This is a genomic window from Pseudomonas migulae (genome assembly GCF_043225285.1).
GTDB lineage: Bacteria > Pseudomonadota > Gammaproteobacteria > Pseudomonadales > Pseudomonadaceae > Aquipseudomonas > Aquipseudomonas migulae_C.
Map to the genome: position 1 here is coordinate 2,562,276 of NZ_CP171224.1, position 13,671 is coordinate 2,575,946.

The 13,671-nt window shown below is 60.8% G+C and carries 13 protein-coding genes; 5 read left to right on the plus strand and 8 right to left on the minus strand.

Translation table 11 applies throughout. From position 1 onward, the window contains the following. The first annotated feature begins 87 nt into the window (after positions 1 to 87). Positions 88 to 2,097 carry a DNA helicase Rep gene (rep, locus tag ACF6ZU_RS11885; RefSeq protein WP_392892612.1) on the plus strand — a complete coding sequence of 670 codons (2,010 nt, stop codon included), beginning with the start codon at positions 88 to 90 and terminating at the stop codon, positions 2,095 to 2,097. A 70-nt stretch (positions 2,098 to 2,167) separates the two neighbouring features. After that, positions 2,168 to 2,740: a xanthine phosphoribosyltransferase gene (locus ACF6ZU_RS11890; RefSeq protein WP_090326577.1), complete on the plus strand. Its 573-nt coding sequence runs from the start codon at positions 2,168 to 2,170 to the stop codon at positions 2,738 to 2,740. Positions 2,741 to 2,859: 119 nt separating this feature from the next. Here the strand turns inward: ACF6ZU_RS11890 and ACF6ZU_RS11895 are convergent, their stop codons facing one another. The 6 genes from ACF6ZU_RS11895 to dadA form a co-directional block, all read right to left on the minus strand. Beyond that, positions 2,860 to 4,782 (minus strand): acetyl-CoA hydrolase/transferase C-terminal domain-containing protein, encoded by a 1,923-nt coding sequence (locus ACF6ZU_RS11895; RefSeq protein WP_392892614.1) that lies wholly within the window; start codon positions 4,780 to 4,782, stop codon positions 2,860 to 2,862. A gap of 276 nt (positions 4,783 to 5,058) precedes the next feature. Next, a complete protein-coding gene (locus ACF6ZU_RS11900) occupies positions 5,059 to 5,469 on the minus strand; it encodes a c-type cytochrome (protein ID WP_392893785.1) in 411 nt (136 codons plus the stop codon). 182 nt (positions 5,470 to 5,651) lie between these two features. Next, positions 5,652 to 6,200 carry a cupin domain-containing protein gene (locus ACF6ZU_RS11905; protein WP_007947433.1) on the minus strand — a complete coding sequence of 183 codons (549 nt, stop codon included), beginning with the start codon at positions 6,198 to 6,200 and terminating at the stop codon, positions 5,652 to 5,654. 125 nt (positions 6,201 to 6,325) lie between these two features. Then, positions 6,326 to 7,402 carry an alanine racemase gene (alr, locus tag ACF6ZU_RS11910; RefSeq protein ID WP_392892617.1) on the minus strand — a complete coding sequence of 359 codons (1,077 nt, stop codon included), beginning with the start codon at positions 7,400 to 7,402 and terminating at the stop codon, positions 6,326 to 6,328. Positions 7,403 to 7,497: 95 nt separating this feature from the next. Next, positions 7,498 to 7,851 (minus strand): RidA family protein, encoded by a 354-nt coding sequence (locus ACF6ZU_RS11915; protein ID WP_392892619.1) that lies wholly within the window; start codon positions 7,849 to 7,851, stop codon positions 7,498 to 7,500. Further along, positions 7,823 to 9,127: a D-amino acid dehydrogenase gene (dadA, locus tag ACF6ZU_RS11920; RefSeq protein ID WP_392892621.1), complete on the minus strand. Its 1,305-nt coding sequence runs from the start codon at positions 9,125 to 9,127 to the stop codon at positions 7,823 to 7,825. The genes ACF6ZU_RS11915 and dadA overlap by 29 nt, the downstream gene beginning before the upstream one ends. 155 nt (positions 9,128 to 9,282) lie before the next feature. On the opposite strand from dadA, the gene ACF6ZU_RS11925 reads away from it, so the two are divergent. After that, positions 9,283 to 9,771 carry an Lrp/AsnC ligand binding domain-containing protein gene (locus ACF6ZU_RS11925; protein ID WP_003177284.1) on the plus strand — a complete coding sequence of 163 codons (489 nt, stop codon included), beginning with the start codon at positions 9,283 to 9,285 and terminating at the stop codon, positions 9,769 to 9,771. Positions 9,772 to 9,882: 111 nt separating this feature from the next. Here the strand turns inward: ACF6ZU_RS11925 and ACF6ZU_RS11930 are convergent, their stop codons facing one another. Then, positions 9,883 to 10,236, minus strand: a complete 354-nt coding sequence (locus ACF6ZU_RS11930; RefSeq protein WP_007947437.1) for a YkgJ family cysteine cluster protein — start codon at positions 10,234 to 10,236, stop codon at positions 9,883 to 9,885. Between the two features lie 147 nt (positions 10,237 to 10,383). On the opposite strand from ACF6ZU_RS11930, the gene ACF6ZU_RS11935 reads away from it, so the two are divergent. Continuing rightward, the gene (locus ACF6ZU_RS11935) at positions 10,384 to 11,676 is read left to right on the plus strand and encodes an NAD(P)/FAD-dependent oxidoreductase (protein ID WP_392892624.1); all 1,293 of its coding nucleotides are present in this window, start codon (positions 10,384 to 10,386) and stop codon (positions 11,674 to 11,676) included. Between the two features lie 125 nt (positions 11,677 to 11,801). Here the strand turns inward: ACF6ZU_RS11935 and ACF6ZU_RS11940 are convergent, their stop codons facing one another. Continuing rightward, positions 11,802 to 12,047 carry a DUF1127 domain-containing protein gene (locus tag ACF6ZU_RS11940; protein WP_392892626.1) on the minus strand — a complete coding sequence of 82 codons (246 nt, stop codon included), beginning with the start codon at positions 12,045 to 12,047 and terminating at the stop codon, positions 11,802 to 11,804. A gap of 179 nt (positions 12,048 to 12,226) precedes the next feature. Between ACF6ZU_RS11940 and ACF6ZU_RS11945 the strand changes: the two genes are divergently transcribed. Next, the gene (locus ACF6ZU_RS11945) at positions 12,227 to 13,660 is read left to right on the plus strand and encodes a PLP-dependent aminotransferase family protein (protein WP_392892628.1); all 1,434 of its coding nucleotides are present in this window, start codon (positions 12,227 to 12,229) and stop codon (positions 13,658 to 13,660) included. The last annotated feature ends 11 nt before the right edge of the window (positions 13,661 to 13,671 follow it).

Genomic DNA, 13,671 nt, shown 5'->3' on the forward strand with positions numbered 1-13,671 from the left:
TATTGCGTCACAAGTCGGAGAGAGCAGCACAATTCGCTGAGCCTGTTAAAATGCCGGCCCATTTCGTACTGACTCCTGAATTTACGTATGTCCCGACTCAATCCCCGGCAGCAAGAAGCCGTGAGCTACGTCGGCGGCCCTCTTTTGGTGCTCGCCGGTGCAGGCTCCGGCAAGACCAGCGTGATCACCCGCAAGATCGCGCACCTGATCCAGAACTGTGGCATCCGCGCCCAGTACATCGTCGCCATGACCTTTACCAACAAGGCCGCGCGCGAGATGAAGGAACGGGTCGGCACCCTGCTCAAGGGTGGCGAAGGCCGCGGCCTGACGGTGTGCACGTTCCACAACCTGGGCCTGAACATCATCCGCAAGGAACACGTGCGGCTGGGCTATAAACCGGGCTTCTCGATCTTCGACGAGACCGACGTCAAAGCCTTGATGACCGACATCATGCAGAAGGAATACGCGGGCGACGACGGCGTCGACGAAATCAAGAACATGATCGGCTCGTGGAAAAACGACCTGATCCTGCCCGCCGAAGCCCTGGAAAACGCGCGCAATCCCAAGGAACAGACCGCCGCCATCGTCTACACCCACTACCAGCGCACGCTCAAGGCGTTCAACGCGGTGGACTTCGACGACCTGATCCTGCTGCCGGTGAAACTGTTCCAGGAACACGACGACATCCTCGAAAAGTGGCAGAACAAAGTCCGCTACCTGCTGGTGGACGAATACCAGGACACCAACGCCAGCCAATATTTGCTGGTGAAATTGCTGATCGGCACGCGCAACCAGTTCACCGTGGTGGGCGACGACGACCAGTCGATCTACGCCTGGCGCGGCGCCCGCCCGGAAAACCTGATGCTGCTCAAGGAAGACTATCCGTCCTTGAAAGTGGTGATGCTGGAGCAGAACTATCGCTCCACCAGCCGCATCCTGCGTTGCGCCAACGTGCTGATCTCGAACAACCCGCACGAGTTCGAAAAGCAGCTGTGGAGCGAGATGGGTCACGGCGACGAGATCCGCGTGATCCGCTGCCGCAACGAAGACGCCGAAGCCGAGCGCGTGGCCGTCGAACTGCTGACCCTGCACTTGCGCACTGATCGGCCGTACAGCGATTTCGCGATCCTGTATCGCGGTAACTATCAGGCCAAGCTGATCGAGCTGAAGCTGCAGCACCACCAGATTCCGTATCGGTTGTCGGGCGGCAACAGCTTTTTCGGACGTCAGGAAGTAAAAGACCTGATGGCCTACTTCCGCCTGATCGTGAACCCGGATGACGACAACGCCTTCCTGCGGGTGATCAACGTCCCGCGCCGGGAGATCGGTTCGACCACGCTTGAGAAGCTCGGCAACTACGCCACCGAACGCAAGATTTCGATGTACGCCGCCACCGACGAAATCGGCCTGGGCGAGCACCTGGACACGCGCTTCACCGATCGCCTGTCGCGCTTCAAGCGCTTCATGGACAAGGTCCGCGAACAGTGCGCCGGCGAAGACCCGATCTCGGCCCTGCGCAGCATGGTCATGGACATCGACTACGAGAACTGGCTGCGCACCAACAGCTCCAGCGACAAGGCCGCCGACTACCGCATGGGTAACGTCTGGTTCCTGATCGAGGCGTTGAAGAACACCCTGGAGAAAGACGAAGAAGGCGAGATGACCGTCGAGGACGCCATCGGCAAACTCGTCCTGCGCGACATGCTGGAGCGCCAGCAGGAAGAGGAAGACGGTGCCGAAGGGGTGCAGATGATGACGCTGCACGCCTCCAAGGGCCTGGAATTCCCCTACGTGTTCATCATGGGCATGGAAGAGGAAATCCTCCCGCACCGCTCCAGCATCGAGGCCGACACCATCGAAGAGGAACGCCGCCTGGCCTACGTCGGGATTACCCGCGCGCGTCAGACCCTCGCGTTCACCTTCGCAGCCAAGCGCAAGCAATACGGCGAGATCATCGACTGCGCCCCCAGTCGCTTCCTCGATGAACTGCCACCGGACGATCTGGCCTGGGAAGGCACCGACGACACGCCGGTTGAAGTCAAAGCCGTTCGCGGCAATACCGCATTGGCGGATATACGCGCGATGTTAAAGCGCTAGAATTGGCTACTTTTTAACCGAACACTTTTGACACGCTTCGGCGCACACGGCGCCACAAGAGGAAAGCTTCATGGAAGCACTGCACCAGAAAATTCGCGAACAAGGCATCGTGCTTTCCGATCAGGTCCTGAAGGTCGACGCCTTCTTGAACCACCAGATCGACCCGGCCCTGATGAAGCTGATCGGCGACGAATTCGCCACGCTGTTCAAGGACTCGGGCATCACCAAGATCGTCACCATCGAAGCCTCGGGCATTGCTCCGGCGATCATGACTGGCTTGAACCTCGGCGTTCCGGTGATTTTCGCGCGCAAGCACCAGTCCCTGACCCTGACCGAAAACCTGCTGTCGGCGACCGTCTACTCGTTCACCAAGCAGACCGAAAGCACCGTGGCGATCTCCCCGCGTCACCTGACCAGCAGCGACCGCGTGCTGATCATCGATGACTTCCTGGCCAACGGTAAGGCGTCGCAAGCGCTGATCTCGATCATCAAGCAAGCCGGCGCGACCGTTGCCGGCCTGGGGATCGTGATCGAGAAGTCGTTCCAGGGTGGACGTGCGGAGCTGGATGCGCAGGGTTATCGCGTTGAATCGCTGGCTCGCGTCAAGTCGCTGGCCGGCGGCGTTGTGACGTTCATCGAATAATTTACTGACACAACTCCACCTGTAGGAGCCGGCTTGCTGGCGATGGCGGTGGATCAGCCAACATTGATATTGACTGACCCACCGCCATCGCCAGCAAGCCGGCTCCTACAAGTTGGCAGTTATTGCGCGGTGGCTTTGAGGCCGGTGAGCAGCAGCCGCTGGAACAGATCCTCTTTCAAACCCTCCGGGTTCGCCAGCTGCATGCGCTCCAGATGCTCGGGAAACGCTGCCGGCTCCGGCGCATCCAGTGCAGCCTTGCCCAACTCCAGAATCTCCGTCAGCTTGAACTTGCTCTTCAGCCAGTTCAGCGCCCGCAACAGATCCCGCTCTTGCGCCGTGAAATCACTCCCCAGCGGATACTCCGGAAACAACTGCGGGTGCCGCGTCTGAATCCCCTGCAAACGCTCCGGAAGGTTGTCGGCAAACCGCGGATCGAGGCGGAAGTCCTTCGGCAATTTACCGACATTCTGCGCCTGCTCGATCAACCCCGACTGGAACCGTGAATCGCTGACGTTCAACAGCGCCTCGATCACTGCCGCATCGGTCTTGCCACGCAAATCGGCGATGCCGTACTCGGTGACCACGATGTCCCGCAGATGCCGCGGGATCGTGCAATGGCCGTATTCCCAGACGATGTTGGAACTGACCTCGCCCCCCGACTCACGCCAGCTGCGCAGCAGCAGAATGGAACGTGCACCTTCCAGCGCATGGCCCTGGGCAACGAAGTTGTACTGCCCACCGACACCGCTGAGCACCCGGCCGTCTTCAAGTTGATCAGCCACGCCGGCGCCCAGCAACGTCATGGTGAACACGGTGTTGATGAAGCGCGCATCCAGGCGCTGCAAGCGTTTGAGCTCTTCCTGACCGTAAAGCTCGTTGATGTAGCTGATGCGCGTCATGTTGAATTCGAGCCGCTTGCCTTGCGGCAACTCCCTCAGGCGCTCGTAGAAACTGCGGGGCCCGAGGAAGAAGCCGCCGTGCACCGAGATGCCGTCGGTTTGCGCCGCTTCGTCGAGGGTGCCGTCGTTGGCCTGTTGCTGGGTCGCCACGTCTGGATAGACCTTGCGCCGCACGATCCCGGCGTCCGCCAGTACCAGCAGGCCGTTGACGAACATTTCGCTGCAACCGTAAAGCCCCTTGGCGAAGGGCTCGACACCGCCTTCGCGGCCAATCAACGGCGCCCACTGGCTCAGGTTCACCTCCGCCAGCAGTGCCTGGTAACCGGCGTTATCCGCCTGACGCGCCAGCAACGCGGCCGTCAGCGCATCGCCCATGGCGCCGATGCCGATCTGCAACGTACCGCCATCGCGCACCAGGGCGCTGGCGTGCAGGCCGATGAAATGGTCCTGGAAACCCACCGGCATGTTCGGCGTGGAGAACAGTGTGGTGCTGTCTTTCTCATCGATCAGCAGGTCGAACCCATCGATGCCGATTTCGGCGTCGCCGGGCATGTACGGCAGATCGTTGTGCACCTGGCCGACCAGCAGGATCGTTTCCCCCGCCGCCCGGCGTTTCTCGATCATCGGGAACAGGTCGAGGGTGATGTCCGGGTTGCAGCTCAGGCTCAGGCGATCCGGGTGCTCGGAATGGCTGGCGACCAATTGCGCGACCAGGTTCAAACCGGCGGCGTTGATGTCCCGCGCGGCATGGCTGTAGTTGCTGCTGACGTAATCCTGCTGGGCGGACACGCTATGGAGAAGGCTGCCGGGCTGCATGAAGAATTGCTGGACGTGGATGTTGGGCGGCAGGTTGTCCTTGTGCAGGCCCGCGAGGAAATCCAGCTCCGGATAATCACCGAAGACCCGTTCGATGAAGGGTTCGAGGAAGCGCTTCTGCAAACCATCGCCCAATGCCGGACGGCCAAGGCACAGCGCGGTGTAAATGGTCAGCTGCCGTTCGGGCAGTTGCACAACGCGTTGAAACAGCGCGTTGACGAAGTGGTTGGGTTTGCCGAGGCCGAGGGGCAGGCCCATGTGGATATGCGCCGGCAACCTTGCCAGCACCTCATCGACCGCCTGTTCGATAGAACACAGCTGCACCATCTGATCCTCCCTTATATTCCGTCAATGGGGGTTGGACCGAGCTTGCCGGGTCTTTGCTGCAAAGAACAGCTTGTTAGTAATCCGGCGTGACAAAGAACCTTGTAGGAGCGAGCCTGCTCGCGATGGTCGTCAACGATGATGCGTAGAAACTGACGCCCTCCGGCGCCTTCAAATTCTTCGCGAGCAGGCTCGCTCCTACAAGGGACGCGGCGTGTCCGAAATGGCAGGCACAAAAAAGCCGCCCGGAGGCGGCTTTTCGCGAAGGATGCGGGCGTGTTACAGACCGGACATCTCTTTGATGGCGCCTTTCAGCTCATCATCGGAGCAGTCGGCGCAGGTGCCTTTAGGCGGCATCGAGTTGATACCGGTAATGGCCTTGGCCAGGATGCCGTCGAGGCCGCCCTGGTGATCGGCGCGCTCTTTCCAGGCAGCCTTGTCACCGATTTTCGGTGCGCCCAGCAGGCCGGTACCGTGGCAAGCGTTGCAATGTTTTGCAATCACGTCTTTAGGCGCCTTGGCACCACCGCCGCCGGTAGCAGCAGCGACTTCCATGCCCTTGCACTCCTGGCCCGTCACACAGACCTGGCCGACAGGCTCAAGGCGTTTGGCAATGTCTTCATTCGTCGCAGCTTGAGCGCTGACAGCCCATAGGGCCAATACGGTTGCTGGTACGGCCAGCATTTTCATAATTAGGTTCACGCGTTCACCCTCAATGGTGGCTAGTCACGCCTACGGCCACGGTTCGCAGGCGGGCGCAAGTATAGCGGTAAGCCCGCCGCACTGAAACAACCCCAAAGTCGAAGGGGTCTTGTTGCGCCGCGGAAAAACCCTTCGGGTGTCGCTGCCGTGCTGGCAGGACGCCTCTTCTCTTAGAAATTCGCTGGCGTGGCTGCGCTGATTAGTCGCGCCGGCGCGTCGAACGGATTACGGAAACGATGCGGCTTGGTACTTTCAAAGTAGTAGCTATCGCCGGCTTCGAGCACAAAAGTTTCCAGCCCGACCACCAACTCCAGTCGCCCTTCCACCAGAATCCCGGTTTCCTCGCCCTCATGGGTGAGCATCTCGTCACCGGTGTCGGCGCCAGGCGGGTAGATTTCATTGAGGAAGGCGATCGCGCGGCTCGGGTGCGCCCGGCCGACCAGCTTCATGGTCACTGCGCCATCGGAAATATCGATCAGCTCGTTGGCCTTGTAGACGATCTGAGTCGGTTTTTCCTGCAGGATCTCTTCGGAAAAGAACTCGACCATGGACATGGGAATCCCGCCCAGAACCTTGCGCAGCGAACTGATCGAGGGGCTCACGCTGTTCTTCTCGATCATCGAAATGGTGCTGTTGGTGACGCCCGCGCGTTTGGCGAGTTCACGCTGCGAAAGACCTTTGAGCTTACGGATGGATTGCAGTCGTTCACCGACGTCCAAGCTTGCGCCTCCAGGATTCAGGTTGTAGGAATATTGAGCGTTATCATGGCGACAGCGTTCAGTATTTACAACACTTTGGCCTGAATCCTGTTCGGCGAAACGACTTCCGGTCCGCGAGGTTCGGGTCAAGCCCCGGAATAGAGCAGCGGAACCCGGCGCAGGTTGCAGAAGATCTGGTAAGGAATCGTGTCTGCCGCTTCCGCCACCGTGCTGGCGAGCACGTTTTTGCCCCACAACTCGACGGTCGAACCGAGCCCGGCTTGCGGTACATCGGTCAAATCGATGCAGAGCATGTCCATCGACACCCGGCCGATCAACTGGCTGCGTTGCCCGGCGACCCACACGGGCGTGCCGGTCGGCGCGTGGCGCGGATAACCATCGGCATACCCCATGGCCACAACGCCTACGCGCATCGGCTTCTGGGTGATGAATTTGGCGCCGTAACCGATCGGCTCGCCGGCCGGCAGTTCACGCACGCAAATCACTTTCGATTCCAGGGTCATCACCGGTTGCAGGCGCGAGGCCACGGCGTTGGTTTCTTCGAAAGGCGTGGCGCCATAGAGCATGATGCCCGGGCGCACCCAGTCGCTCGGGATCTGCGGCCAACCGAGCACGGCCGGCGAGTTGCGCAGGCTGACTTCCGCGGACAAGCCCTGGCGCGCCGCTTCAAACACCGCCACCTGCTCGGTGCTGGCCTGGCTGTGCAGCTCATCGGCGCGGGCGAAGTGGCTCATCAGCACCACTTTCGCGACCTTGCCGCTGGCCAGCAGCCGTTGATACGCCCCTTGATAATCCTTGGGATGCAGCCCGACACGGTGCATGCCCGAATCGAGTTTGAGCCAGACCGTGATCGGCTTGCTCAGCGCGGCTTTTTCGATCGCGTCCAGCTGCCACAGCGAATGCACCACGCACCAGAAATCATGCTCGACGATCAGTGCCAGCTCGTCGGCTTCGAAGAAACCTTCCAGCAACAACACCGGGGCACGAATGCCGGCAGCACGCAGCTCCAGTGCTTCTTCAATGCACGCCACAGCAAAACCGTCCGCCTCGGCTTCCAGCGCCTGGGCGCAACGCACCGCGCCATGGCCGTAGGCATCGGCCTTGATCACCGCAAGGGCCTTTGCCCCCGGCGCAAGCTCACGGGCGAGTTGGTAGTTGTGGCGCAGGGCTTGGAGGTCGATCAGGGCACGGGCTGGACGCATGGCGGCAGGCTTCTAGGCAGTCATGGGAATAAAAACCGGCGCTGGCTGACGGCGCGAACCGCCAACAGCACCGGGAGAGGGATCTTTGCGAAGGCTTACGGCAGAGCGGCTACAACCGACAGCTCAACCAGGATTTCCGGTTCGCACAGTTTCGACTCAACCGTCGCGCGGGCCGGGGCGACGCCTTTTGGCAGCCACGTGTCCCACACCGCGTTCATGCCTTCGAAGTGCGCGTCGATGTCCTTCAGGTAAATCGTCACCGACAGCAAATGGTGCTTGTCGGTGCCGGCCAGATCGAGCAAACGCTCGATGTTGGCGAGGGTTTCACGGGTCTGCTGTTCAATCCCGGCGCTCATGTCGTCGCCCACCTGGCCGGCCAGATACACGGTGCCGTTGTGGCTGACGATCTGGCTCATGCGTTCATTGGTGAGCTGGCGCTGGATTGACATGTTTTGCGGACTCCTGAATTTTTTTGCTGTAACGGGAAATATCGAGGCCTTCGGCGCTGATCTGCGGCGTTTTCTTCGCCATCAGGTCGGCCAGCAAGCGACCGGAACCGCACGCCATGGTCCAGCCGAGTGTGCCGTGGCCAGTGTTCAGGAACAGGTTGCTGAACGGTGTCGCGCCAACGATCGGCGTACCGTCCGGGGTGGTCGGACGCAGGCCGGTCCAGAAACTCGCCTGGGCCAGATCGCCGCCCTGAGGATAAAGGTCGTTGACGATCATCTCCAGGGTTTCGCGCCGACGCGGGTTCAGCGACAGGTCAAAACCGGCGATCTCCGCCATGCCGCCGACGCGGATGCGGTTGTCGAAACGGGTGATCGCGACCTTGTAGGTCTCGTCGAGAATGGTCGACGTCGGGGCCATCGCGGGGTTGGTGATCGGCACGGTCAGGGAGTAGCCCTTCAGCGGATACACCGGCGCCTTGATGCCCAGCGGCTTGAGCAGTTGTGGCGAGTAGCTGCCGAGCGCCAAAACGTAGCGGTCAGCGGTTTCCAGCTTGCCGTCGATCCACACGCCGTTGATGCGATCACCGGCGTAGTCGAGCTTTTGAATGTCCTGGCCGTAACGGAATTCCACACCCAGTTTCACGGCCATTTCGGCCAGGCGGGTGGTGAAGATCTGGCAGTCACCGGTCTGGTCGTTCGGCAGGCGCAGGGCACCGGCGAGGATGTCGGTGACGCTGGCCAGCGCCGGTTCAACCCGGGCAATGCCGGCGCGGTCGAGCAGTTCGAACGGCACGCCGGACTCTTTCAACACGGCGATGTCTTTCGCGGCGCCGTCGAGTTGGGCCTGGGTGCGGAACAACTGAGTAGTCCCGAGGCTGCGGCCTTCGTAGGCAATGCCGGTTTCGGCGCGCAGTTCGTCGAGGCAGTCACGGCTGTACTCGGACAGGCGGACCATGCGCTCCTTGTTCACCGCGTAACGGCTGGCGGTGCAGTTGCGCAGCATCTGCGCCATCCACAGGTATTGGTCGATGTCGGCGGTGGCCTTGATCGCCAGCGGCGCGTGGCGCTGCAACAGCCACTTGATGGCTTTGAGCGGTACGCCCGGCGCGGCCCACGGCGAGGCATAACCCGGCGATACCTGCCCGGCGTTGGCGAAACTGGTCTCCATGGCCGCAGCCGGCTGACGGTCCACCACCACCACTTCGAACCCGGCACGCGCCAGATAATAAGCACTGGTGGTACCGATGACGCCGCTACCCAAGACCATAACGCGCATTTTCATTCCCTCATCGCGGCGTGCCGCTGACGTTTGTAGTTCAGACCGTAGATGTGGGCAGTTTAAAAAAGATTAGCCAGTGCATTTCACTATATAAGTGCCTATATTTGGCGACAATTCTCGGCAAAAACGCTTTTCACGGAGGCGCATCCCCTATGCGTACCAACACTCAGACCAAACGCGAGCTGGACAAGATCGACCGCAACATCCTGCGGATCCTGCAGGCGGACGGGCGAATCTCCTTCACGGAGCTGGGGGAAAAGGTCGGACTCTCGACCACGCCCTGCACCGAGCGGGTTCGGCGGCTGGAGCGTGAAGGGATCATCATGGGCTACAACGCCCGGCTGAATCCGCAGCACCTCAAGGGTAGTCTGCTGGTGTTCGTCGAGATCAGCCTCGACTACAAATCCGGCGATACTTTCGAAGAGTTCCGACGCGCGGTGCTGAAACTGCCCCACGTGCTGGAATGCCATTTGGTATCAGGGGATTTCGACTACCTGGTGAAGGCGCGGATCTCGGAGATGGCTTCTTATCGCAAGCTGCTGGGCGACATCCTGCTCAAGCTGCCGCATGTGCGGGAATCGAAGAGCTATATCGTGATGGAAGAGGTGAAGGAGAGTTTGAGTTTGCCGATTCCGGATTGAAAGTTTTGCGGTGTCTGCTCGGGCCCCATCGCGAGCGGGCTCGCTCCTACATGGAATGCATTTCAACTGTAGGAGTGAGCCTGCTCGCGATTGTGGCGACTCGGTTTCGACCTAGACGAGGACTTGCCGGGTAGAAGCCATGTACTCATGAATCTGCTTCTCCACCCGCGGATGAATCAGCTCCACCGGCCCCCGCCCATTCGGGCACGGCAAGGTCTTGGTAGTACCAAACAACCGGCAAATCAGCGGACGCTCGTCATACACCGTGCAGCCATTCGGCCCCAGATGCACACAGTTGAGTTCATCCATCGCCGCATCCTGCTCGGCGCGGGTCTTGCGCGGCAGGCGCGACATTTCTTCCGGCGACGTGGTCACCGGCCCACAGCAGTCATGGCAGCCGGGTACGCACTCGAACGAAGGAATCTGCTGACGCAGCGTGCGGATTTTCTGACTGTTGCAGCTCATGAAAGCGGTGACCCAATGCGGACTAGACTGCGATTCTGAAGCAAAAGCCCCGATCCAGACAGCCACAACCGACCAGTGTTGCCCGTGTCGGAAGGTCCGGCTTATGCTCCGTCAAATTTTATAAACACAAGAATCAGGATGACGCGCATGAATGCCCGTGCCCAGCACACTGCCTCCTACTACGCCGCCAGCAGCCTGCCGCAGCCTGATCATCCGGCGCTGATGGGTGAACTGGTGGCCGACGTGTGCGTGGTCGGCGGCGGGTTTTCCGGGCTGAACACCGCGCTTGAACTGGCGGAACGCGGCCTCAGCGTGGTGCTGCTCGAAGCCCATAAAGTCGGCTGGGGCGCCAGCGGCCGTAACGGTGGGCAGCTGATTCGTGGCGTCGGGCACGGGCTCGATCAGTTCGCCAACGTCATCGGTGCGGACGGCGTGCGTCAGATGAAACTCATGGGCCTGGAAGCGGTGGAAATCGTCCGACAGCGCGTCGAGCGTTTTCAGATCCCTTGCGACCTGACGTGGGGTTACTGCGACCTCGCCAACAAGCCCCGCGACCTGGAAGGTTTCGCCGAAGACGCCGAAGAATTGCGCAGCCTCGGCTACCGCTACGAAACCCGATTGCTGCAAGCCCACCAAATGCACAGCGTGGTGGGCTCCGATCGCTACGTCGGCGGTTTGATCGACATGGGCTCGGGCCATCTGCATCCCTTGAACCTGGCACTGGGCGAAGCGGCGGCGGCACAGCAACTGGGTGCCAGACTGTTCGAACAATCGGCGGTGACCCGCATCGATTATGGCCCCGAGGTGAAGGTCCATACAGCGCAGGGTTCGGTGCGTGCGAAAACGCTGGTGCTCGGCTGCAACGCCTACCTCAACCAGCTCAACCCCGAACTCAGCGGCAAGGTGCTGCCAGCCGGCAGCTACATCATCGCCACCGAACCCTTGAGTGAAGAACAGGCGCATCTGCTGCTGCCGCAGAACATGGCGGTGTGTGATCAGCGGGTGGCGCTGGATTACTACCGGCTCTCGGCGGACCGTCGCTTGCTGTTCGGTGGCGCCTGCCATTATTCAGGTCGCGACCCCAAGGACATCGCCGCGTACATGCGGCCGAAGATGCTGGAGGTGTTCCCGCAACTGGCCGGCGTGAAGATTGATTATCAGTGGGGCGGGATGATCGGCATTGGCGCTAACCGACTGCCGCAGATCGGTCGACTCAAGGATCAGCCGAACGTGTATTACGCCCAGGCTTATTCGGGTCACGGGGTGAATGCCACGCACCTGGCGGGCAAGTTGTTGGCCGAGGCGATCAACGGGCAGCAGGGTGGCGGGTTCGATCTGTTTGCCAAGGTGCCGCACATTACGTTCCCTGGCGGGAAGCATTTGCGCTCGCCGCTGCTGGCGTTGGGGATGTTGTGGCATCGGCTCAAGGAGTTGGTCTGAAAGTTTCATGTCGTCAGTAAGGACGCCTTCGCGAGCAGGCTCGCTCCCACAGGGATCTATGTCGCCCACACATCCACTGTAGGAGCGAGCCTGCTCGCGATTGGATTTCATGAACACCACACACCTCAGATCCGCCAGAACGGCTTAAGACCCTCCTCCCGCGCCTGCTCCCGACTCAACCCGATATCCCGCAGTTGCTCCGGCGTCAGCTCCAGCAACGCCTTGCGCGTGTGCAGACGATGCCAGAACAGACCCCAGCGACTCAGGCCGGACGGCGCATTGCGCATCAGCGCCTCACGCGCGCCGTTTTTTTGCCCTGCCGCCAGTTCCTGACTGCGTAACGTCAGCCGCACATCGCTCAAGCCGTTCATTTTGATTGCTCCTGTTTACTTGGGTAGCCAGAGCTTTCATGATGCGCGGACGTCGAAAAGCATTACAGATTCAACTAACCTGTATTACTTCCATACAGATTTGCCGATTCTGTCACTGAATCCTAGTTTTTTGCCTCATCTGTACTGGTTAACCGAATCACCCACACCGAGACTGCGCCATGACCCTATACGTCAACCTCGCCGAGCTGCTCGGCACGCGGATCGAACAGGGCTTCTATCGCCCCGGAGACCGGCTGCCGTCGGTGCGGGCGTTGAGCGTCGAACACGGGGTCAGCCTGAGCACGGTGCAGCAGGCCTATCGGGTGTTGGAAGACAGCGGCCTGGCGATGCCGAAACCCAAGTCCGGCTATTTCGTTCCGGTCAGCCGTGACCTGCCGGAATTGCCGGCGATCGGTCGTCCGGCGCAACGCCCGGTGGATATCTCACAGTGGGACCAGGTGCTGGAACTGATCCGCGCGGTGCCGCGCAAGGACGTGGTGCAACTAGGGCGCGGCATGCCGGATATCACCACGCCGACCATGAAACCGCTGCTTCGCAACCTCGCGCGCATCAGCCGGCGGCAGGACATGCCCGGTCTGTATTACGACAACATCCACGGCACCCTCGAACTGCGCGAGCAGATCGCCCGCCTGATGCTGGATTCCGGCTGCCAACTGACGGCCAATGACCTGGTGATTACCACCGGCTGCCACGAAGCGCTGTCCACCAGCGTTCGCGCGATCTGCGAGCCGGGTGACATCGTCGCGGTGGATTCGCCGAGTTTTCACGGCGCCATGCAGACGCTGAAAGGGCTGAACATGAAGGCCCTGGAAATCCCCACCGACCCGCTGACCGGGATCAGCCTCGATGCGCTGGAACTGGCCCTGGAACAATGGCCGATCAAGGTCATACAGTTGACCCCCAACTGCAACAACCCGCTGGGCTACATCATGCCGGAGTCGCGCAAACGCGCGTTGTTGACGCTGGCACAGCGTTTCGACGTGGCGATCATCGAGGACGATGTGTATGGCGAACTGGCCTACAACTACCCGCGACCACGCACAATCAAATCCTTCGACGAAGACGGCCGCGTCCTGCTTTGCAGTTCATTTTCCAAGACTCTGGCACCCGGTTTGCGCATCGGCTGGGTGGCGCCGGGCCGGTATCTGGAGCGGGTGCTGCACATGAAATACATCAGCACCGGTTGCACGGCGCCACAACCACAGATTGCCATTGCCGAATTCCTCAAGGCCGGCCACTTCGAACCGCATTTGCGGCGGATGCGCACGCAATACCAGCGCAATCGCGACATTATGATCGATTGGGTCAGCCGCTATTTCCCCGCCGGCACCCGGGCCAGTCGCCCGCAAGGCAGCTTCATGCTCTGGGTTGAACTGCCGGACGGTTTCGACACCCTGAAACTGAACCGCGCCTTGCACGACCAGGGCGTACAGATTGCCGTCGGCAGCATCTTTTCCGCCTCGGGCAAGTACCGTAACTGCCTGCGGATGAACTACGCTGCCAAGCCAACACCGCAGATCGAAGACGCGGTGCGCAAGGTGGGCACCGCGGCGATCAGACTGCTCGCGGAAAATGACAGCTTCTCTGACTGACCTTTCGCCGG

Coding starts and splice junctions, on each gene's coding strand:
- ACF6ZU_RS11895 (WP_392892614.1), bottom strand. CDS start 4,782: ATGGTGCAGCTGTGTTCTATCGAACAGGCGGTCGATGAGGTGCTGGCA.
- alr (WP_392892617.1), bottom strand. CDS start 7,402: ATGCGTCCAGCCCGTGCCCTGATCGACCTCCAAGCCCTGCGCCACAAC.
- ACF6ZU_RS11925 (WP_003177284.1), top strand. CDS start 9,283: ATGCGTACCAACACTCAGACCAAACGCGAGCTGGACAAGATCGACCGC.
- ACF6ZU_RS11900 (WP_392893785.1), bottom strand. CDS start 5,469: ATGAAAATGCTGGCCGTACCAGCAACCGTATTGGCCCTATGGGCTGTC.
- ACF6ZU_RS11945 (WP_392892628.1), top strand. CDS start 12,227: ATGACCCTATACGTCAACCTCGCCGAGCTGCTCGGCACGCGGATCGAA.
- ACF6ZU_RS11930 (WP_007947437.1), bottom strand. CDS start 10,236: ATGAGCTGCAACAGTCAGAAAATCCGCACGCTGCGTCAGCAGATTCCT.
- ACF6ZU_RS11940 (WP_392892626.1), bottom strand. CDS start 12,047: ATGAACGGCTTGAGCGATGTGCGGCTGACGTTACGCAGTCAGGAACTG.
- ACF6ZU_RS11890 (WP_090326577.1), top strand. CDS start 2,168: ATGGAAGCACTGCACCAGAAAATTCGCGAACAAGGCATCGTGCTTTCC.
- ACF6ZU_RS11935 (WP_392892624.1), top strand. CDS start 10,384: ATGAATGCCCGTGCCCAGCACACTGCCTCCTACTACGCCGCCAGCAGC.
- dadA (WP_392892621.1), bottom strand. CDS start 9,127: ATGCGCGTTATGGTCTTGGGTAGCGGCGTCATCGGTACCACCAGTGCT.
- rep (WP_392892612.1), top strand. CDS start 88: ATGTCCCGACTCAATCCCCGGCAGCAAGAAGCCGTGAGCTACGTCGGC.
- ACF6ZU_RS11915 (WP_392892619.1), bottom strand. CDS start 7,851: ATGTCAATCCAGCGCCAGCTCACCAATGAACGCATGAGCCAGATCGTC.